The 19,997-nt window shown below is 72.2% G+C and carries 20 protein-coding genes; 14 read left to right on the forward strand and 6 right to left on the reverse strand.

Features of this window, described 5'->3' with window-relative positions; translation table 11 throughout:
* Positions 1-31 precede the first annotated feature (31 nt).
* From BJY17_RS07490 to xdhC, 3 genes are read left to right on the forward strand one after another with little or no spacing between them, the layout of a single operon-like run.
* Positions 32-1,468 (forward strand): xanthine dehydrogenase small subunit, encoded by a 1,437-nt coding sequence (locus tag BJY17_RS07490; RefSeq protein WP_179550808.1) that lies wholly within the window; start codon positions 32-34, stop codon positions 1,466-1,468.
* Positions 1,465-3,867, forward strand: a complete 2,403-nt coding sequence (xdhB, locus tag BJY17_RS07495; protein WP_179550809.1) for a xanthine dehydrogenase molybdopterin binding subunit — start codon at positions 1,465-1,467, stop codon at positions 3,865-3,867. Before BJY17_RS07490 ends, xdhB begins: the two co-directional genes overlap by 4 nt.
* Positions 3,868-3,882: 15 nt before the next feature.
* The gene (gene xdhC, locus BJY17_RS07500) at positions 3,883-4,719 is read left to right on the forward strand and encodes a xanthine dehydrogenase accessory protein XdhC (protein WP_179550810.1); all 837 of its coding nucleotides are present in this window, start codon (positions 3,883-3,885) and stop codon (positions 4,717-4,719) included.
* Positions 4,720-4,728: 9 nt separating this feature from the next.
* Here xdhC and BJY17_RS07505 read toward each other — a convergent pair whose 3' ends face one another.
* Positions 4,729-5,259 (reverse strand): nucleoside deaminase, encoded by a 531-nt coding sequence (locus BJY17_RS07505; protein WP_179550811.1) that lies wholly within the window; start codon positions 5,257-5,259, stop codon positions 4,729-4,731.
* Positions 5,260-5,404: 145 nt separating this feature from the next.
* On the opposite strand from BJY17_RS07505, the gene BJY17_RS07510 reads away from it, so the two are divergent.
* The 5 genes from BJY17_RS07510 to moaA are packed head-to-tail and all read left to right on the forward strand — an operon-like array spanning position 5,405 to position 9,769.
* Positions 5,405-5,812 carry a TOBE domain-containing protein gene (locus tag BJY17_RS07510; protein ID WP_179550812.1) on the forward strand — a complete coding sequence of 136 codons (408 nt, stop codon included), beginning with the start codon at positions 5,405-5,407 and terminating at the stop codon, positions 5,810-5,812.
* Positions 5,809-6,621 (forward strand): molybdate ABC transporter substrate-binding protein, encoded by an 813-nt coding sequence (gene modA / locus BJY17_RS07515; protein ID WP_179550813.1) that lies wholly within the window; start codon positions 5,809-5,811, stop codon positions 6,619-6,621. Before BJY17_RS07510 ends, modA begins: the two co-directional genes overlap by 4 nt.
* Positions 6,618-7,481 carry an ABC transporter permease gene (locus tag BJY17_RS07520; RefSeq protein WP_376865707.1) on the forward strand — a complete coding sequence of 288 codons (864 nt, stop codon included), beginning with the start codon at positions 6,618-6,620 and terminating at the stop codon, positions 7,479-7,481. The genes modA and BJY17_RS07520 overlap by 4 nt, the downstream gene beginning before the upstream one ends.
* Positions 7,478-8,635, forward strand: coding sequence for a sulfate/molybdate ABC transporter ATP-binding protein (locus BJY17_RS07525; protein WP_218889863.1), 1,158 nt, complete (start codon positions 7,478-7,480; stop codon positions 8,633-8,635). The genes BJY17_RS07520 and BJY17_RS07525 overlap by 4 nt, the downstream gene beginning before the upstream one ends.
* Before the next feature lie 24 nt (positions 8,636-8,659).
* Positions 8,660-9,769: a GTP 3',8-cyclase MoaA gene (gene moaA, locus BJY17_RS07530; protein WP_322789777.1), complete on the forward strand. Its 1,110-nt coding sequence runs from the start codon at positions 8,660-8,662 to the stop codon at positions 9,767-9,769.
* A 13-nt stretch (positions 9,770-9,782) separates the two neighbouring features.
* Here the strand turns inward: moaA and BJY17_RS07535 are convergent, their stop codons facing one another.
* Positions 9,783-10,196 (reverse strand): molybdenum cofactor biosynthesis protein MoaE, encoded by a 414-nt coding sequence (locus tag BJY17_RS07535; RefSeq protein ID WP_179550814.1) that lies wholly within the window; start codon positions 10,194-10,196, stop codon positions 9,783-9,785.
* A 62-nt stretch (positions 10,197-10,258) separates the two neighbouring features.
* A complete protein-coding gene (locus BJY17_RS07540) occupies positions 10,259-11,425 on the reverse strand; it encodes a ThiF family adenylyltransferase (RefSeq protein WP_246303682.1) in 1,167 nt (388 codons plus the stop codon).
* A 116-nt stretch (positions 11,426-11,541) separates the two neighbouring features.
* Here BJY17_RS07540 and BJY17_RS07545 point away from each other — a divergent pair, with 116 nt between their 5' ends.
* Genes BJY17_RS07545 through BJY17_RS07560 form a run of 4 tightly spaced genes read left to right on the forward strand, consistent with a single transcriptional unit; the run spans position 11,542 to position 14,081 of the window.
* Entirely contained in the window at positions 11,542-11,790 is a 249-nt protein-coding gene (locus BJY17_RS07545; RefSeq protein ID WP_179550816.1) for a MoaD/ThiS family protein, read from the forward strand.
* An 11-nt stretch (positions 11,791-11,801) separates the two neighbouring features.
* Positions 11,802-13,106 carry a molybdopterin molybdotransferase MoeA gene (locus BJY17_RS07550; protein ID WP_179550817.1) on the forward strand — a complete coding sequence of 435 codons (1,305 nt, stop codon included), beginning with the start codon at positions 11,802-11,804 and terminating at the stop codon, positions 13,104-13,106.
* Positions 13,099-13,575, forward strand: coding sequence for a cyclic pyranopterin monophosphate synthase MoaC (moaC, locus tag BJY17_RS07555; protein ID WP_179550818.1), 477 nt, complete (start codon positions 13,099-13,101; stop codon positions 13,573-13,575). Before BJY17_RS07550 ends, moaC begins: the two co-directional genes overlap by 8 nt.
* Positions 13,572-14,081, forward strand: coding sequence for a MogA/MoaB family molybdenum cofactor biosynthesis protein (locus BJY17_RS07560; protein ID WP_376865705.1), 510 nt, complete (start codon positions 13,572-13,574; stop codon positions 14,079-14,081). Before moaC ends, BJY17_RS07560 begins: the two co-directional genes overlap by 4 nt.
* A gap of 45 nt (positions 14,082-14,126) precedes the next feature.
* Here BJY17_RS07560 and BJY17_RS07565 read toward each other — a convergent pair whose 3' ends face one another.
* The 3 genes from BJY17_RS07565 to BJY17_RS07575 all read right to left on the reverse strand — a co-directional run bounded on the left by BJY17_RS07565 (position 14,127) and on the right by BJY17_RS07575 (position 17,557).
* Positions 14,127-14,834, reverse strand: a complete 708-nt coding sequence (locus BJY17_RS07565) for a phosphatase PAP2 family protein (protein WP_179550819.1) — start codon at positions 14,832-14,834, stop codon at positions 14,127-14,129.
* A gap of 75 nt (positions 14,835-14,909) precedes the next feature.
* Entirely contained in the window at positions 14,910-16,184 is a 1,275-nt protein-coding gene (locus BJY17_RS07570) for a multidrug effflux MFS transporter (RefSeq protein WP_179550820.1), read from the reverse strand.
* A gap of 203 nt (positions 16,185-16,387) precedes the next feature.
* On the reverse strand, positions 16,388-17,557 hold the full coding sequence (locus BJY17_RS07575; protein WP_179550821.1) for an ROK family protein: 1,170 nt from the start codon (positions 17,555-17,557) through the stop codon (positions 16,388-16,390).
* 144 nt (positions 17,558-17,701) lie between these two features.
* Between BJY17_RS07575 and BJY17_RS07580 the strand changes: the two genes are divergently transcribed.
* Both BJY17_RS07580 and BJY17_RS07585 read left to right on the forward strand, forming a co-directional pair.
* Positions 17,702-19,000, forward strand: coding sequence for an ABC transporter substrate-binding protein (locus BJY17_RS07580; protein ID WP_179550822.1), 1,299 nt, complete (start codon positions 17,702-17,704; stop codon positions 18,998-19,000).
* Positions 19,001-19,002: 2 nt separating this feature from the next.
* On the forward strand, positions 19,003-19,995 hold the full coding sequence (locus BJY17_RS07585) for a carbohydrate ABC transporter permease (protein WP_179550823.1): 993 nt from the start codon (positions 19,003-19,005) through the stop codon (positions 19,993-19,995).
* The last annotated feature ends 2 nt before the right edge of the window (positions 19,996-19,997 follow it).

Genomic DNA, 19,997 nt, shown 5'->3' on the forward strand with positions numbered 1-19,997 from the left:
GCGCAGTGCAGCGCCCCGGAGGAGTTCGCCCATGGATGACATCGCCGTGACCGTCAACGGTCGGCGGCGCCCCGTGCTCGCCGACGCCCACACGAGCGCGCTCGAGTGGCTGCGCGAGATCGGCCTGTCGGGTGCCAAGGAGGGCTGCGCCGAGGGCGAGTGCGGCGCTTGCGCGATGCTGCTCGCCGCGCCCGACGACCGGGGCGGCACGCAGTGGACGGCGGTGAACGCCTGCCTGGTGCCCGTCGCCGCGCTGAACGGGCAGGAGATCGTCACCGCAGAGGGCCTCGGCTCACCCGAGTCGCTGCACCCGGTGCAGGAGAAGCTCGCCGAGGCCGGCGGGTCGCAATGCGGCTACTGCACGCCCGGGTTCGCGTGCAGCATGGCCGACGAGTACTACCGCTCCGATCGCGCACCGGCCGTCGCCGGCGAGGAGCGCGGCCCCAACGGCTTCGAACTGCACTCGCTGAGCGGCAACCTCTGCCGGTGCACCGGCTACCGGCCGATCCGGGACGCCGCCTACGCGCTCGGCGCCCCGGCGGCCGACGACGAGCTGGCTGCGCGCCGCGCTCGGCCCGCTCCTGTCGCCGTGGCGACCGACGTCCGCAGCGGCGGCGGCCGATTCGTCCGCCCCGTGTCCCTCGTCGACGCGCTCGGGATGCTCCGCGACGAGCCGGGCGCCCTCCTCGTCGCGGGGTCCACCGATCTCGGCGTCGAGGTGAACCTGCGAGGTCTCCGACCGCCGCTCGTCATCGCGATCGAGCGGCTCGAGGAGCTGCGAACCCTGTCGGTCGGCACCAACGTGATCGAGATCGGCGCGGCACTCACGCTGTCGGAGGTCGAACGAGGGCTCGCCGATCGCGTGCCGCTCCTCGCGCAGCTCCTTCCGCAGTTCGCGTCCCGGCTGATCCGCAACCGCGCGACGTTCGGCGGCAACCTCGGCACCGCGTCGCCCATCGGCGATGCCGCCCCGGCGCTCCTCGCGCTCGACGCCCGACTCGTGCTCGCCTCGAGCGACGGCGAGCGCGAGGTGCGACTCGCCGAGTACTTCACCGGCTATCGCCAGTCGGTGCGCCGAGCCGACGAGCTCATCCGCGCCGTGCGCATCCCCCTGCCGCTCGCGGGCGTCGCGGGGTTCCACAAGATCGCGAAACGACGCTTCGACGACATCTCGAGCGTCGCCGTCGGCTTCGCCCTCGACGTCGACGACGGGGTGATCACCTCGGCGCGCATCGGACTCGGTGGCGTGGCCGCCACCCCGCTGCGTGCGCACGCCACGGAGGCGGTGCTCGTCGGCGCGCCGTGGAACGTCGCGACCGTGCGCGCCGCATCGAAGGTGCTGCAGGCCGAGGGCACTCCGATCTCCGATCACCGCGCCTCGGACGAGTACCGCTCGCACATGCTGGGCAACGCACTGCTGAAGCTCTACAGCGCCGCGCTCATCGCGTCGAAGGAGGTGCCGGCATGAGCTCGCTCGCCGATCGCCCCGTCAATCCCGTCGTCGGCCTCAGCGCCGCCCACGAGAGCGCAGCGCTGCACGCGACCGGCGCCGCGATGTACACCGACGATCTCGCCGTGCAGACGGCCGGCGCGCTCACCGCGTGGCCGGTGCAGTCGACCGAGGCGCACGCCCGGGTGAGCGTCGACGTCGCCCCCGCCTACGAGGTGCCCGGCGTGGTGCGCGTGCTGACGGCCGCCGACGTGCCCGGGCTCGACGACGCCGGGATCAAGCACGACGAACCCCTCTTCCCGGGCGAGGCGATGTACTCCGGCCACGCGCTCGTCTGGGTGCTCGGCGAGACGCAGGAGGCGGCGCGTCTGGGCGCCGAGGCGGTGCGCGTCACGTACGAACGATTGAGCTCGTGCATCACCGTGGCCGAGGCGATCGCCGCCGGGTCGTATCAGGGCATCGCCCGCACCGTCGCCCGAGGCGATGCCGCGGCGGCGATGGCGGATTCGGTGCACGTCTTCGAGGGTGTCAGCGAGGTCGGCGGCCAGGAGCACTTCTACCTCGAGACCCAGGCATCGCTCGCCGTGCTCGACTCGGAGGGCCAGTACTTCGTGCAGTGCTCGACGCAGCACCCGTCGGAGACGCAGGCGATCGTCGCCCACGTGCTCGACGTGCCGGCGAGCCGCGTCACCGTGCAGTCGCTCCGCATGGGGGGTGCATTCGGCGGCAAGGAGATGCAGCCGCACGGGTTCGCCGCGATCGCCGCGCTCGGCGCGAAGCTCACGGGTCGCCCCGTGCGCCTGCGACTGAACCGTACGCAGGACATCACCATGACCGGCAAGCGGCACCCGTTCCACATCGTCTGGAAGGCGGGCTTCTCCGCCGACGGGCTGATCCAGGCGCTCGACGCCACCCTCACCGCCGACGGCGGCTGGAGCCTCGATCTCTCGGAGCCCGTGCTCGGCCGTGCGCTCTGCCACGTCGACAACGCCTACTGGATTCCGAACGTGCACGTCCACGGCCGCATCGCGAAGACGAACAAGACCTCGCAGACGGCGTTCCGCGGCTTCGGCGGGCCGCAGGGCATGTTCCTCATCGAGGACGTCCTCGGCCGCGCCGCGCCAGTGCTCGGCATCGAGCCCGCCGAGCTCCGCAGGAGGAACTTCTACCGGCAGGGCCAGCGCACGCCGTACGGCCAGCTCGTGAAGGACGCCGGCCGGCTCGGGACGATCTGGGACCAGCTCAGCCGCGAGAGCGATCTCGAGGCGCGGCGCGGCGAGGTGGCGGCGTTCAACGCGACGCACGCCGAGGCGAAGCGCGGCCTCGCGATCACTCCGGTGAAGTTCGGCATCTCGTTCAACTTCTCCGCCTTCAACCAGGCCGGCGCGCTCGTGCACGTCTACAAGGACGGCTCGGTGCTCATCAACCACGGCGGCACCGAGATGGGCCAGGGCCTGCACACCAAGATGCTGCAGGTCGCGGCGACGGCGCTGGGCCTCCGCCTCGAACAGGTGCGCCTCGCCCCGACGCGCACCGACAAGGTGCCGAACACCTCGGCCACCGCGGCCTCGTCGAGTTCGGACCTCAACGGCGGTGCCGTGAAGGACGCCTGCGAGCAGATCCGCGGACGGATGGCGGCGGTCGCCGGACGGCTCCTCGACGTCGACGAGCGAGACGTGCGATTCGAGGGCGGATTCGTCACCGGACTCGGCAGGTTCGACGAGCGACTCACCTTCGCCGAGGTCGCGGAGGCGGCGTACCTGCAGCGCGTGCAGCTCTGGGCGGCCGGCTTCTACCGCACCGAGGGGCTGCACTGGAACCCCGACCTGATGCAGGGCTCGCCGTTCAAGTACTTCGCCTACGGCGCCGCCGCGACCGAGGTCGAGGTCGACGGGTTCACGGGCGCCATCCGGGTGCGCCGCGTCGATATCGTCCACGACGTGGGCGACTCGCTCTCGCCCATGCTCGACCTCGGCCAGATCGAGGGCGGGTACGTGCAGGGCCTCGGATGGCTCACGCTCGAGGAGCTCCGCTGGGACGAGACCGACGGCCCGGGCCGAGGGCGACTGCTGACCCAGTCGGCGAGCACGTACAAGCTGCCGAGTTTCTCGGAGATGCCCGAGGAGTTCAACGTGCGTCTCTTCGAGGACGCCCGCGAAGACGGCGCGATCTACGGCTCGAAGGCGGTCGGCGAGCCACCGCTCATGCTCGCATTCAGCGCCCGCGAGGCGATCCGCGCCGCGGTCGGCGCGTTCGGTCCCCCCGGGCGGAGCGTCGAACTCGGCTCGCCGGCGACGCCCGAGGCGGTGTTCTGGGCGGTCGAGGCGGCACGGGCCACGATGGCGGAGGCCGCCATCGTCGCCGGCGACGACGACAGCGACTCCGGGCTCGTCACCGCCGGCGTGACCGGGGCGTAGCCGGGGACTGCGCCGATGGATTGGCTCGAGGCACTGCAGCGACTCCGCGAGGCGCGGACGCCGGCGGTGCTCGTCACGATGGCCGTGGTGCGCGGGCATGCCCCGCGGAACGGCGGAGCGAAGATGATCGTCTCGCCCGACAGGGTGTTCGGCACGGTCGGCGGCGGCAACCTCGAGCAGACCGCGACGGATCGAGCTCGCGCCATGCTCGCAGCGGCGTCCGCCGAGCCGGAGCTGCTGACCATGACGCTCAGCGACAAGGCGACGACGGACTACGGCGTGCAATGCTGCGGAGGAGAGGTCACCATGCTGCTGGAACCGGTGCGGGTCGTGCCGTCGGTCGCCGTGTTCGGAGTCGGTCACGTCGGGCTCGAACTCGCCCGCATCCTCGGCCGTCAGGAGCTCGAACTCCACCTCGTCGATTCGCGGCCCGAGATGCTCGGGGCCGCGCGCCTCGGCGAGCCCGGCGTCTCAGGGCTCCTCGGCGACGCCGTCGCCGCGGTGCACCTCCATCACGAGCCCGTGCCCGAGGCCGGTCTCGCGCTGCTCCCCCCGGGCACCCACGTGCTGATCATGACGCACGACCACGTCGAGGACCTCGCGATCGTCGACACGGCGCTGCGCCATCCCGCCCTCGGGTCGATCGGGCTCATCGGCTCGCGCTCGAAGTGGGCGCGGTTCCGCACGCAACTGCGGGAGCTCGGGCACGACGAGGCGGCCCTCGCCCGCGTCGAGACCCCGATCGGCATCCCCGAGGTCGCCGGGAAGGCGCCGGCGACGATCGCGGTGAGCGTCGCCGCCCGCATCCTGCAGCTCATCGAGCAGCCCGATCCGTCGAACGGCGACGGATGACCGGCGCCCTCAGTACTCGATCCGCGATTCGGTGCTGCGCCACTCCGTGAACGGGGCGATGCGCCGTGCAGCGCCGAGATCGAGGTTCGCGACCGGCATCACCTCGCGTGCCTCGGGCCCGTCGTCGAAGTAGCGATAGAACATCGCATCGTCGAACCCGGCATCGGCGGCGTCGTTGCGGTCCGCGGCGAAGAAGACGCGATCGATCCGCGCCCACAGCGAAGCGGCGAGGCACATCGGGCACGGCTCGCAGCTCGAGTAGAGCGTGGCGCCGCTGAGCTCGAAGCTGCCGAGTCCCTGGCACGCCGCCCGGATGGCCGTGACCTCGGCGTGCGCCGTGGGGTCGAGGTTCGCGGTGACCCGGTTGACGCCTTCGAAGATCCGCCCGTCGGCCGCGACCACGATGGCCCCGAACGGACCGCCGCCCTTCCGCACGTTCTCGGTGGCGAGGTCGACGGCGCGCTCGAGGTGACCGGCGACGAGCTGTTCGGCAGCGGAGTCGGACGGACGCCGCGTCGGAGATGCATCGAACTGGTCCATATCGCTCCGTCCTCGCTGTCTCGCGTGAGCGGTTCGAGGCTAACAGCCGGGGAGTCCATGACCTACGGACCCGCTCTCGACGCGAACGCCGGCGCGGCGTGATCCCCGGTTGTGCATCCGCGTCTGCGGAAGTATCGTCCAATTCATGACGCAGTATCGGATCAGCGAGGCGGCATCGCTCGTCGGCGTGAGCGATGACACGATCCGCAGGTGGGTGCACGACGGGCTGCTGCGAGCCGAGAAGGATGCCGCGGGGCGGCAGGTCGTCGCCGGCGACGAGCTCGCGGCACGAGCCGTCGCGATCGCCGCGACCGTGCACGACACCAGCGCGGTGCAGCGGAGCGCCCGCAACCGCTTCGTCGGCCTCGTCACCCGCGTCGAGATCGACGGTCTCATGGCCCAGGTCGAACTGCAATGCGGGCCGCACCGGGTGGTCTCCCTCATGTCTGCCGAGGCGGCACGGGAGCTGCGCCTCGAGGTCGGCTCGAAGGCGGTCGCCGTCGTCAAGGCGACGATGGTCGCCCTCGAGACCGAGAACGACGGCCGCGCATGACCCCGCGCTTCCGGCTCATCGCCGCGTCGGCCGCGGTCGTCGTGATCGCCTTCGCCGGCTGCTCGGCTCCGGACTCGGGTGCCGGCGCCTCCCCCGCTTCCGGCACGGACGAGGGAGGTCTGAGCGGAACGCTCACGGTCTTCGCCGCCGCATCACTCACGGGCGCCTTCGACGAACTCGCCGCCGAGTTCGAGACCCGGCACCCCGACCTCGACGTCGCACCGATCACGTACGACGGATCGGCCACCCTCGCCACGCAGCTCATCGAGGGCGCAGCGGCCGACGTGTTCGCCTCCGCCGACGAACGGAACCTGGCGAAGCTCGACGATGCCGGCCTCCTCGGCGGCGAGCCGGAGGCCTTCGCCACGAACGTGCTCGAGATCGCGGTGCAGCCCGGCAATCCGCTCGACATCGACGGCCTCGACGACCTCGGCGACGAGGCATCCGCTCGCCCGCTCGTCGTGGTCTGCGCGCCCGAGGTGCCCTGCGGCACCGCGGCGGCGAAGCTCCTCGAGCTCGCCGGGGTCGCGCTGACCCCCGCGAGCGAAGAGCAGAACGTGAGCGCGGTGCTCACGAAGGTGCGTTCCGGCGAGGCCGATGCCGGGCTCGTCTACGTCACCGACATCGCGGCGGCGGCGGGCGAGGTCGACGGCGTCCCGATCGAGGGCGCGGATGCCGCGACGAACGTCTACCCGATCGCCGAGCTCGCCGGTGCGGCCAATCCCGCGGCGGCACGCGCATTCGTCGAGTTCATCCAGTCACGGGAGGGGGCAGCGGTGCTCGCCTCGTACGGATTCGGAAGCCCGTGACGACCGCCGACGCCGCTCGTCGCATCGAGCAGGCGCCTCGAGCAGCGCGAGCACGTGCTCGGAACGACGTCGGCGCGGGGTTCCCGTCGTGGCTCCTCCTGCCGGCCGCACTCGGCGCCGCACTCCTCGTACTTCCGCTCGTCGCCCTGCTCGTGCGCCTCGACTGGGCGGGGGTGCCGGCCGCGGTCGCCTCTCCCGCCGCACTCGAGGCGCTCGCCCTCTCCCTCTCGACGGCGAGCATCGCGACCGTCGTGTGCATCGTGCTCGGGGTGCCGCTCGCCGTCGTCATCGCCCGCAGTTCGCGAGGCGTCGCCGCCGTGCTCCGAACGCTCGCGACGCTGCCGCTCGTGCTCCCGCCGCTCGTCGGGGGCATCGCGCTGCTGGCGCTGCTCGGCCGGAACGGGCTGCTCGGCGGGGTGCTCGACGTCGCCGGCATCCGGGTGCCGTTCACGACCGCCGCCGTGGTCATCGCACAGGCGTTCGTGGCGCTGCCGTTCCTCGTGATCTCGGTCGAAGGGGCGCTGCGCACCGCCGGCACGCGGTACGAGGTGGTCGCCGCGGGGCTCGGCGCGAGCCGTTCGACGGTCTTCCGGCGCATCACCCTGCCGCTCGTCGGCCCTGGGCTCCTCGCGGGAACCGTGCTGTGCTTCGCCCGAGCGCTCGGCGAGTTCGGCGCGACCGCGCTCTTCGCCGGCAATGCGGCGGGCACGACTCGCACCATGCCGCTCGCGATCTACACGGCCTTCAACGGGGCCGGGGTCAGCGAGGACATCGCGATCGCCCTCTCGCTCATGCTCATCTGCGTCGCCGTCGCGGTCCTGCTCGTGATGCGCGGCTGGCGTGAGGATGCCGCGAGGTGAGCGGCGGGGCGGCATCCGAGGGCCTCGTGGCCGACGTCACGACCCGGCGCGGCGACTTCGCGCTCGACGTCTCGCTGCACGTCGCGCCGGGCGAGACCCTCGCGGTGCTCGGCCCGAACGGCTCGGGCAAGACCACGCTGCTGCAGACCATCGCGGGCACTCTCGCCGTCGACCGCGGCGCGGTGCACCTCGCCGGGCGCGAGCTCGGCTCAGCGGAGCCGGGGCGACCGCGACGCCACGTCGGCCCCGAGGGCCGGCGGGTGGGCCTGCTCGGCCAGCAACCGCTCCTCTTCCCGCACCTGAGCGCGCTCGACAACGTCGCCTTCGGCCCCCGGGCCCAGGGCGTGGGCTCGACGGCGTCGCGGGAGACGGCGAGACGCTGGCTCGCGCGAGTCGGGCTGGCGGAGCTCGCGTCACGGCGTCCGCTCGCGCTCTCGGGCGGCCAGCGGCAGCGCGTGGCCCTCGCCCGCACGCTCGCGGCACGCCCCGAGGTGCTCCTGCTCGACGAGCCCTTCACCGCCCTCGACGTGGAATCCGGCCCCGAGATGCGAGCGCTCATCGCCGAGCACCCGTGGCCCGTGCCGATCCCCATCCTGCTCGTGACGCACGATCCGCTCGACGCGATCGTGCTCGCCGACCGCGCCGCGATCCTGCACGACGGGCGCATCGTGCAGCAGGGCGCGACGGCCGAGGTGCTCGGTCACCCCGCGAGCCCGTTCGTCGCGGCGCTCGCGGGAGTGAACCTCGTGATCGGGGTGATCGATGCCGACGGGGACATCGTCTCGGGCGCGGCGAGCACCGGCACGGCGAGCGCGGCGAGCACCGGCGCCGGTCCCGTGCTCCGCGCAGCAGGCGCGCCGCCGGCGCCGGGCACCCGGGTCGCGGCGGTGTTCGGCCCCGGTGCGGTGCACGTCGCGCCGACCGTTCCGGGCGAGCCCGCGGCATCCGTCAACAGCTGGACCGGCACCGTGGCCGTGCTGCAACCGGTGCCCGGCGGTGTGCGCATCGGCATCGCGGAGCACCCCCGGCTCTTCGTCGACGTGCCCTCGGCCGCCGCGGTCTCGCTCGACCTGAGCACCGGCGCGAGGCTCGGGTTCACGATTCCGGCGACGGAGGTCTCGGTGCGGGCGCTGCCCGCCGCGGTGCTACGGTAGACGCCACGAACAGGGGGTGCTCCCGTGACGTCGAGATCATCGGTCGATCCGCCCCGTTCCAATGGCGGCGCGGGCATCGGTGCGCTCCGCCTGCCCGCGACGGGCCGGCTCTCCGATCGCCGAGGCCGCCCGCTCCGCGACCTCCGCATCTCGGTCACCGATCGCTGCAACTTCCGCTGCGTCTACTGCATGCCGAAGACCGTGTTCGGGCGCGACTACGCCTTCCTCGAGCGCGACGAGATGCTCGACTTCGACGAGATCACCCGACTCGCGCGCATCGCCGCGGCGCACGGCGTCGAGAAGCTCCGGCTCACGGGCGGTGAACCGCTGCTCCGACGCGGCATCGAGGACCTCATCTCGCGTCTCGCCGAACTCCGCACGCCCGACGGCCGCCCGCTCGAGATCGCCCTCACCACGAACGGCGCCGCGCTCGCGGTGAAGGCCGCTGCGCTGAAGGCCGCCGGCCTCACCCGCGTCACCGTCTCGCTCGACTCCCTCGACGATGACGTGTTCCGGGCGATGAACGACGTCGGCTTCCCCATCGCGAAGGTGCTCGACGGCATGGACGCCGCCCGCGATGCCGGGCTCGGTCCGGTCAAGGTCAACATGGTCGTCAAGCGCGGCATGAACGACCACGAGGTGCTGCCGATGGCCCGGCACTTCCACGGCACGCCGTTCAGCCTGCGGTTCATCGAGTACATGGACGTCGGCACCTCGAACGGCTGGAGCCTCGACGAGGTCGTGCCCTCGGCCGAGATCGTCGAGCAGATCCACCGCGAGCTGCCGCTCGAGCCCGTGGGCGAACTCGTGCCGGGCGAGACGGCGGCGCGCTGGCGCTACCGCGACGGCGGCGGCGAGATCGGCGTCATCTCGAGCGTCACGCAGGCGTTCTGCGGCACCTGCAATCGCGCCCGGATCTCGACCGACGGCCGTCTCTTCACGTGTCTCTTCGCCTCGGAGGGCCACGACCTGCGGGCGCTCCTGCGCGGCGGCATCGACGACGACGAGCTCGCTGCCGCGATGGGCGCCATCTGGGGCCGACGCGACGACCGCTACTCCGAGGTGCGCGCGGGCCTCACGCCCGAACTGCGCGGGGCGCGCCCGAAAATCGAGATGTCGTACATCGGCGGGTGATCGCCCGCCGGGTTCAGAGCCCGACCCACTCCGAGACGCCGTCGACGAAGTGCTGACGCTTCCAGATCGGCACCCGCTGCTTGACGAGCTCGACGAGGCGTTCGCACGCGTCGAACGCCTCGGCACGGTGCGCAGCGGATGCCGCGGCGCACAGTGCCACGTCGCCGATGCGCAGCTCCCCCACGCGATGCGCCGCCGCCACGGCGATGCCGGTCTCGACCGCGATCTCGTCCACGCACTCGGCCAGGAACCGCTCGGCCTCGGGGTGCGCGCGGTAGTCGAGGGCGAGCACGCCCCGACCTCCGTCGTGGTCGCGCACGACGCCGAGGAACACGACGACGGCTCCGCTCGCGTCGGCCTCGACGGCGGAGCGCACCGCGCGTTCGTCGATCGGGTCGAGCGTGACGAGGGCGAGTGGTTCGTTCATGCGCGTCGGCTCCTCGATGCTCGGGTTGACGGGTGACGGTGACGGGTGACGGATGCCGCGGCTCATCGCTGCACGAGATCGCCGGCCACCGCGGCGAAGCTCGTGATGCCGCCTGCCAGGTACTCGACCTCGGTCAGGCCGCGTTCGCGGAGCAGTCGGGCGGCACGTCGCGAGCGCAGGTCGTGCTCGCAGTAGACGACGACCGGGCCCGATCCGGGAGTCGGCCCCGCGCCACCGGCGAGCTCGGCGAGCGGCACGAGCACGCTGTCGCGGATGTGCCCGAGCGCGGCCTCCGCGGGCTCGCGCACGTCGAGCAGGGTGAGTGCGCCGCCCTCGCGGAGTCGTTCGAGCAGGCCCGCAGCCGTCACGGCGGTCAGGGCCGGAGCGGCGGCGTCGAACGCGGCATCCGTCGCCCGCCCCGCGGTGCGGAGCCCGCAGAACTCCTCGTAGTCGACGAGCGTCGTGATCTCGGGCGCATCGGCGATCGCCGTGTAGGCGATCTCGCGCGACCGCCCCGAGAGCGCATCGATCGTCGTCACCCGGCCGATGAGCGGCTCGCCGACACCGGTGACGAGCTTCACGACCTCGGTGGCCATGAGCCCGCCGACCGTCGTGCAGAGACTCGGCAGCACGCCGCCGGCTTCGCACGAGAGCACCTCGTCGGGAGGGGGCGGCACGGGGAACAGGTCGCGGTACCCCGGGCCGTGCGCGTGCCACGCGGTGCCGACCTGACCGTGGAAGCGCAGGATCGCGCCCCAGACGAGCGGCACGCGGGCGAGCGAGGCGGCATCGTTGACGAGGTAGCGCGTCGGGAAGTTGTCACTGCCGTCGACGACGAGGTCGTAGCCGGCGAGCATCTCGCGCAGGTCGGCGGCGGAGAGGCGCGTGCGGTGGCGCACCACTCGGCAGTCGGGGTCGATCGCGGCGACCGTCTCCGCGAGCGAGTCGACCTTCGGCCGGCCGAGGTCGGCGACGCCGTGGCTCGTCTGCCGGTGCAGGTTCGAGAGTTCGACGACGTCGTCGTCGGCGATGCCGATGGTGCCGACACCGGCGCCCGCGAGCGAGGGCACCACGACGCTGCCGAGCCCGCCGGCCCCCACGACGAGCACTCGGGCCGCGGCGAGGCGGCGCTGGGCGATCTCACCGAAGCCCGGCAGCATGAGCTGCCGGCTGAATCGTGCGATGCGCTCGGCCGTCAGCGGCGGGCCGGGCTCGACGAGCGGATGCATGACCGCCATTGTACGCAGCGGAGCCCGCCGCGGCCGGGGCTCCGAGCCCTGACGCAGCCCGACGAGGCGGCCGACATCCCGACCCCGGCGGCATCGCTGCCGGTAGCATCGTGATCATGACGATCGTGACCGTGCGGTACTTCGCGGCCGCCGCCGAAGCGGCCGGTCTCGACGAGGAGCGGCTCGAGATCGGCGACCCGGCAACACTCGGCTCGCTCGGCGCGCTGCTCGTCGAACGCCACGGTTCGTCGATGGCCAAGGTGCTCGCCTCCGGCTCCTTCCTCGTCGACGGCACCGTGCGTCGTGACGCCGATCACCCGGTCGCCGCGCAGGTGGACATCCTGCCGCCGTTCGCCGGCGGTTGACTCCGAGGCACATGATGCGGACCTTCGCCGAACACCAGCACGCGGTGCGTGAACTCCTCGCCCCGATCCGGGGCGCGCTCGACGAGCCCGCCGGGTTCGAGCACGTGGCGGTGCTCGACGGCCGCACCGATCCCGGCACCTCGGCACTCGGGCGAGTGCTCGGGCTCCCCGTCGACTCCCCCATGGACCTGCCGTCCTTCGCGAACTCGCAGATGGACGGGTACGCAGTGCGCTCGGCCGACCTCGCGGGCGCGCACCCCGGGGCGCCGGTCTCACTGCCTGTGGGCCCCACGAGCGCCGCGGGAGACCCGCTGGGGCGGCACGCTCCCGGCACGGCCTCACCCGTCATGACCGGGGCGCCCATCCCCCTCGGTGCGGATTCCGTCGTGCCGATCGAGGCCGCCGACCCACCCCGCTTCCCCGACCTCGGCGCCGATCGTCGAGACGCAGCGGCCGGCACCTCCGTCGCCTTCGATCGACCGCCCCGGCCCGGCGCGTTCGTCCGCGGCATCGGCACCGACGTGGCCCGCGGCGAGCGGCTCCTGCCCGCCGGCATCCGCCTCGGTCCGGCCCAGCTCGGCGCGCTGGCCGCGGCCGGGGTGACGACCGTCGCCGTCCGCCGGCCGGTCTCGGTGCTGCTGGTCTCGACGGGTCACGAGCTCCGCGCACCGGGCGAGCGGCTGGAATCCGGCCAGATCCACGACGCCAACACGACGATGCTCGCCGCCGCGCTCCGCGAGAGCGGCGCCCGAGTGCGCGAGGCCGTCGCACCCGACGACACCTCGACGCTCGTCTCCGCCATCGCGGCATCCGCCGGTCTCGTCGATCTCGTGGTGACGACGGGCGGCGTGAGCGAAGGTGCGTTCGAGGTCGTGCGCGAGGCACTCGCTCCGCTCGGCGTCGGGTTCACGAAGGTCGCCCTGCAGCCGGGCGGCCCGCAGGGAATCGGCCTCGCCCGCGTCGCCCGACCCGACGGCGACGACGTCGCCCTGCCGGTCGTGGCGTTCCCCGGCAACCCCGTGAGCGCCCTCGTCTCGTTCGAGCTGTTCCTGCGACCGGTGCTCAGGGCGTTCGCGGGGCTCACGCCCGACCGGCCGCGCGCACGGCTGCGACTCGCGCACGACGTCAGCTCACCGCTCGACAAGCACCAGGTGCGCCGCGGCGTGCTCGACGGCGACGGCGACGTCGAGGTCGGTGCGCCGAGTTCGCACCTGCTGCACGCCTACGCGAACGCCACCGTGCTCGTGCACCTGCCCGTCGGCGTCGGCGAGCTGCCCGCCGGCGCCCACGTCGACGTCTGGAGGATCGATGACTGAACCACGCCTCACCCACCTGCGCGGAGACGGCTCCGCGCACATGGTCGACGTCACCGACAAGGCCGTGACCCGGCGAACTGCGAGCGCGCAGGCCGTGCTCGTCACGCGCATCGACGTGGTCGACGCCATCGCCGACGGCAGCCTGCCGAAGGGCGAGGCGATCGGCACCGCGCGCATCGCCGGCATCATGGCGGCGAAGCAGACCTCCACCCTCATCCCCCTCTGCCACCCGCTGCCGCTCACGAAGCTCGACGTCGACATCACGCCCGACGGCGACCGAGTGCGCATCGTCGCCACCGTGACCACGAAGGGCGTGACGGGCGTCGAGATGGAGGCCCTGACGGCCGCGACCGTCTCGGCGCTCACGCTCTACGACATGATCAAGGCCGTCGACAACCGCGCGGTCGTCACCGACGTGATGGTGCTCGCGAAGGCGGGCGGCAAGAGCGGCGACTGGTCGCGCGAGTGACCCCGCGAACGAACCCGGCCGAGCGGATGCCGCGTGCCGCCGTCGTCATCGTCGCGTCGACCCGTGCCGCGGCCGGCGTCGCCGACGACCGCACCGGCCCGGCGATCGTCGCATGGCTGGCCGAGCGCGACTTCGACGTCGTCGGACCCGTGGTCGTCGCCGACGGGCTGCCCGTCGCCGACGCCCTGCACCGGGCGCTCGCGGGCCGCCCCTCGGTCATCGTCACGACCGGGGGCACCGGCGTCTCCCCGAGCGACGGCACTCCCGAGGCGACCGCGCCGCTGCTCGATCGCGAACTGCCGGGCTTCATGGAGGAGCTGCGTCGTCGCGGGGCGGTGACGACGCCGACCGCGCTGCTCTCACGCGGCCTCGCGGGAGTGGCGGGCTCGACGCTCGTCGTGAATCTCCCGGGCTCGCCCGGCGGGGTCCGCGACGGTCTCGGACTGCTCGGCGAGGTGCTCGAGCACACCCTCGATCAGCTCGCGGGCGGCGACCACCCGGCCTGAGCGCCCGGCGCGCGAGGAGCTCGTCGAGATGGCACTGTCGTCGGACTACTTCGCGTCGTTCCGACGACGAGTGCCATCTCGCGTCAGGGCCGGGCGCCACGCGACGCGTTCCCGCTCGAGCGGGAGGGCCAGGGCCGCCCAGAGCAGCAGCGCCACGCCCACCCCGGCGAGCGCCCCGCCGAGCGTGTCGGTCAGCCAGTGGGCTCCGAGATACGTGCGGCTGAACGCCATGAGCACCGTGTAGACCGCCCCGATCACCCACACCCACGAGCGCGGCACGAGCACGCCGACGACCACGGCGATCGTCGCCGCATTCGCGACGTGGCCCGACGGGAACGATCCGAAGTCGGAGACGACGATCATGTCCTCGGGTCGCACGCGACCGAACAGGTGCTTCAGCACCTGCACGACTCCGGCGCTCGCCGCCGACGCCACGATGAAGTACAGCGCTCCCCACGGCCTCCGCACGATGAGCAGCACGATCGCCGCTCCGATCGGCACCACGAACACCCCGATGAATCCGCCGCCCAGCGCGTTCATGGCGTAGGCGAACCACTCGCCGAAGGGGGTGCGCAGGCTCACCATGAGCTCCGCCCACGCCTCGTCGACGGCGAAGCGGTTCTCGCCTCCGCCCGCCGTCACGAGCATGCCGAGCAGCACCGCCAGCACGAGCGACACCACGCCGGCGATGATCGGCACGCGACGGGAGACGCGCGTCCGAGTTGCAGGGCGCTCCGCAGGTTCGAGGCTCATGCCCCTCACGCTACCGTCGGGCCTGCGGCATCCGCGTGACGTCGACGGCCGATTCGGCTCGGATGCCCCGCGCCGTCAGTCGCTCAGCGGCGGCACGGTCCTCGGGCGCACGAGCAGCCACAGGGCCGCGATCGCCACGGCACCCGCGAGCAGCATCACGAACGCCATGGGCACCGCGCTGCCGACGCCCATGAGGCCGATGAGGGGCGAGATGACGCCGGCGAGGCCGAAGTTCAGCGCACCGAGCAGCGACGCCGCCGTGCCGGCCTCCGCGCCGTGATGGGCGAGCGCGAGCACCTGCACGGCGGGGAAGGCGAATCCGCAGGCGAGGATGTAGAACCAGAGCGGGATGGCCGTGCCCCAGAAGCCGCCGCCCGAAGCGTCGAGCACCATGATCGTCGCGGCCATCGCGAGGTGGGCGACCGTCGTGCCGGCGAGGATCCACTGCGGCTGCACCGAGCCGCGCATGAGACGCGAGCTGACCTGCACGCCGATGATCACGCCGACGGAGTTCACGGCGAAGAGCATGCCGTACTCCTGCGCGTTGAACGAGTAGAGGTCCTGGAAGAGGAACGACGAGGTCGAGAGGTATCCGAACAGGCCCGTGAACGTCATGCCGCCGATGATCGCGGCGCCGAGGTAGACGCGGTCGCGGAAGAGTGCGGCGTAGCGGTCACGGAGCGTCGAGTGGCCGGAGACGTTCCGTCGCGAGGCCGGCAGGGTCTCGACGATGAAGAACGCGACCGCCACGACGACGACGGCACCGTAGACCGCGAGCACGACGAAGATGCCGCGCCAGTCCATGACCTGGAGCAGTTGCGAGCCGATGACCGGGGCGAGCACCGGCGCGAGGCCGTTCACGAGCGCGAGGCGCGAGAGCATGCGCACGAGCGGCTTGCCGCCGAAGAGGTCGCGCACCATCGCCATGGCGACCACGCCGCCGGCAGCGGCACCGAAGCCCTGCAGCAGTCGGAAGACCGAGAGCCAGACGATGTCGGGGGCGAACGCCGCGGCGAGGGATGCCGCGATGTGCAGCGCCGTCGCGAGGATGAGCGGCAGTCGGCGACCCACCTTGTCGCTCCACGGGCCCACGATGAGCTGGCCGAGCCCGAACCCGATCATCGTTCCCGTGAGCGTCAGCTGCACGGCCGAGGCGGAGACGCCGAGCTCGTCCTGCAGCACCGGGAAGGCGGGCAGGTAGAGGTCGACCGTGAAGGGGCCGAGCGCCGTGAGCGCACCGAGCACGAGCACGTAGACGAGGCGCTGCCGGCTGGTCAGGCGGTCGCCCGGGTGCGACGGCCGGTCGTAGTCGTCGGGGCGGATGACGGGGATGGATGACGTGGAGGACATATGCGTGTTCCAGGCGTGCTCGGATGCGGCGGCGCACGCCCTCGGACGCCGGGAGACTGGGAAGCGGCGCCCCGTGGGACGCCGCCGTGGGTGCGATTCGGCCGCCGCGCGGCTCGAATCGATTCGACAGCGTCCAAGTCTATGCGAGGCGAGCACGAGGGCACAACAGCGGATCGACCGCGGTGCCCCTGCGTTCAGTCGGGTCAGCCGTGCGCGAGGGGATCCGCCAGCAGGGCGGAGAAGGCGGCCTCCGCTGCACCGATCATGAGGCGATCCTCGCCGAGCGCGGCGACGCGGATCGCGAGCCGCTCGGTCGCCGCGGGCATCGCCTGCTGTGCCACCTCGGCCTCGAGGGCACCCGGGTCGTTCTCGGCGACGGTCGCGAGGAAGCCGCCGAGCACGACGAGAGAGGGGTTCAGTGCATTGACCGCGTTCGCGAGCGTCGTTGCGAGGATGCGCCGCTGGCGAGCGAGCTCTCCCGCCGCTTCGGGCCCGGGCGATTCGGCGAGCGCCGCCGCGAGCGTCGGTTCATCGCCACCGGCGAGACCCGCCACCTCGAGCAACCGCCCTCGGCTCACCTCGTCCTCGAGCACTCCGCCCTCGGCGCGTCGATCGGCGGCGTCGGCGATGCCGGGGCGGTTCTGGCCGAACTCGCCCGCGTAGCCGCCCGCTCCGCCCACGAGGCGGCCGTCGAGCACGATGCCGCCGCCGATGCCGCTCGCGCCGCCGTTCAGGTAGACGAGGTCGTCGACGCCGCGACCGGCACCGAAGAGGTGCTCGGCGGTCGCGCCGAGACTCGCGTCGTTTCCGGCAGTGGCGGGCAGGCCCGTCGCCTCCTCGACGAGGGCGCGAATCGGGGCATCCTCCCAACCGAGATGCGGCGCCAGCCGCACCATGCCGTCGGACGCCCGCACGAGGCCCGGCACCGCGAGGCCGACGGCCACGATGCGGGAGGTGCGCAGCGAGGTCTCCCGCCAGGTCGCGAGCGTGTCGGCCACGATCGCCGCAACCTCCTCGGGAGTGACCAGGTGATCGACGTCGAGCCGCAGGCGCATCGGCACGGAGCCGTCGAGTCCGACCGCGGCGACGGTCACCGCGTCGACCTCGGGGTTGACGGCGAGGGCGAGCACGCGCGGATCGGCGGCGATCACCGGAGAGGGCCGACCGACCCGGTTGGTCGGGTCGGGTGCACGTTCGACCACGAGTCCGAGGTCGACCAGCTCGCCGGCGAGCGATGCCACGGTGGACCGGTTCAGCGCGGTCAGCGCGGTCAGTCGCGCGCGCGACAGCGGACCTTCGAGGTGCACGAGCCCGAGCACTTTCGAGAGGTTTCGCCGGTGGACGCCGTCGAGGGTGCCGTCTCGTTCTGTCACGCGACAACTCTAGGTGCGTCGCGAAATCCGGCCGGCTCGGCACGCCGTATTTGTTGCGGTTGACATCATATTGATCGCCCGCGTATATTCGAGGCGTCCAGATCACTTTCGACACGGACGTCGAAACTTTCGAGAGGTTCAATGATGAACAGACGCAGCACCACCCGGCTCGTCGCCCTCGCCGCCGCCGCGGGAATCGCGGTCGCCTCGCTCACCGCCTGTTCGGCGGGAGGCGGAGACGACGGCGGAGGAGACGGCGACATCACCCTCACCTGGTGGCACAACGCAACGTCCGGACCGATGCCCGCCGTCTGGGAAGAGGTGGCCGCGGAGTTCGAGGAGGCGCATCCCGGGGTGACGGTCGAGCAGACCGGATACCAGAACGAGGAGCTCCAGCGCACGCTGATCCCGAACGCCCTCGCGGCCGGCGACCCGCCCGACCTGTTCCAGGTCTGGCCCGGCGGCGAACTGCGCGGCCAGGTCGCCAACGACTACCTCATGCCGCTCGACGAGGCCATCCCCGACACCGTCTCGAGCGTCGGCGCCACCGTGAACCCCTGGCAGGTCGACGGCACCACCTACGGCATCCCGTTCACGTTCGGCATCGAGGGCTTCTGGTACAACACCGAGCTCTTCGAGCAGGCCGGCATCGACGAGACCCCGACGACGCTCGACGAACTCGTCGATGCGGTGGGCGCACTGCGCGAGGCCGGCATCACCCCGATCGCCGTCGGCGCGGGCGACAAGTGGCCGGCCGCCCACTGGTGGTACCAGTTCGCACTGCACTCCTGCTCCCCCGAGGTGCTGCAGGCGGCCGAATCCGATCTCGACTTCACCGACGACTGCTGGGTCGAAGCGGGCGAACAGCTCGAGGAGTTCCTCGGCACCGAGCCGTTCCAGGAGGGCTTCCTCGGCACCCCCGCCCAGACCGGTGCCGGCAGTTCCGCCGGCCTCATGGCGAACGGGCAGGCGGCGATGGAACTCATGGGTCACTGGAACTCCGGCCAGATCGGCGGTCTCACCGCCGACGGCGAGGTACCCGCGTTCCTCGGGTGGTTCCCCTTCCCCGGCATCGAGGGCGCCGCCGGCGACCCGACCGCATCGCTCGGCGGCGGCGACGGCTTCGCCTGCTCGGCCGAGGCCCCGCCGGAGTGCGCGGAGCTGCTCGCGTACATCATGAGCGAAGACGTCCAGGCGCGCTTCGCGGCGAGCGGCTCGGGCATTCCGACCGTGTCGGCCGCCGTGGCGTCGCTCGAGGACCCGAACCTGACGGCCGTCGCCGAAGGGCTCGCCGACTCCTCGTTCGTCCAGATCTGGCTCGACACCGCCTACGGCACCACCGTCGGCAACGCCATGAACGAGGGCATCGTGAACCTCTTCGGCGGCGCGGGCACGCCTGCGGACATCGTCAAGAAGATGCAGGACGCGGCGGCGACGCTCTGACCATGACCAGCGTCATCGAATCGGTCGGGCCCGCGGTCTCCGCGGGCTCGACCCCCGCCCGTCATCCCCGACCCGGGGCCGGCAGGGCACGCAAGCGGGCCGAGATCGTGCTGTTCGTCGGTCCGGCCCTGCTCCTGTTCCTCGGCTTCGTGATCCTGCCCGTCCTCCTCGCAGGCGTCTACAGCTTCTACAACCTGCCGCAGTCGTTCCAATGGGACGACCTCGCCGACCCCGAGCGGTTCGTCGGGTTCGCCAACTACGCGCGGGCACTCGAAGACCCCGCATTCATCCGGTCGGTCGGCAACAACTTCCTGATCCTGTCGCTCTCGCTGCTCATCCAGGGGCCGCTCGCGATCGGCATCGCACTGCTGCTCAACCGCAGGCTGCGGGGCCGCGGCGTGCTCCGCCTCCTCATCTTCGTGCCGTACGTGCTCGCCGAGGTGATCGCCGGCCTCTCCTGGAAGCTGCTGCTGCAGCCGCAGGGCGGCGTGAACGCCCTGCTCGAGGCCCTGGGCCTCGGCGCGTTCACGCAGAACTGGCTCGCGGATCCGAACATCGCCCTCTGGACGATGTTCGCCATCCTCACCTGGAAGTACGTCGGCTTCGCGATCCTCCTGATGCTCGCCGGGTTGCAGGGCGTGCCCGAGGAACTCGCCGAGGCTGCGGCGATCGACGGCGCCAGCTGGTGGCAGGTCCAGCGGCACATCACGATCCCCCTGCTCGGTCCGACGATTCGGATCTGGGCCTTCCTCTCGATCATCGGGGCGCTGCAGCTGTTCGACATGGTGTGGGTCACCACGCGTGGCGGCCCCCTCAACGCGACCTCGACGATGGCCACCTACATGGTCGAGAAGGGCCAGTTCGGCGGCCAGCCCGGCTTCGGCAGCGCCGTCGCCGTCATCCTGTTCCTCATCTCCCTGGTCGTCGCACTCGTCTACCAGCGCTTCGCACTCCGCCGTGACCTCGCCGGCTCCATCACGAGAGGAGTGCGCTGATC

This window comes from Agromyces hippuratus, from assembly GCF_013410355.1.
Classification (GTDB): Bacteria; Actinomycetota; Actinomycetes; order Actinomycetales; family Microbacteriaceae; genus Agromyces; species Agromyces hippuratus.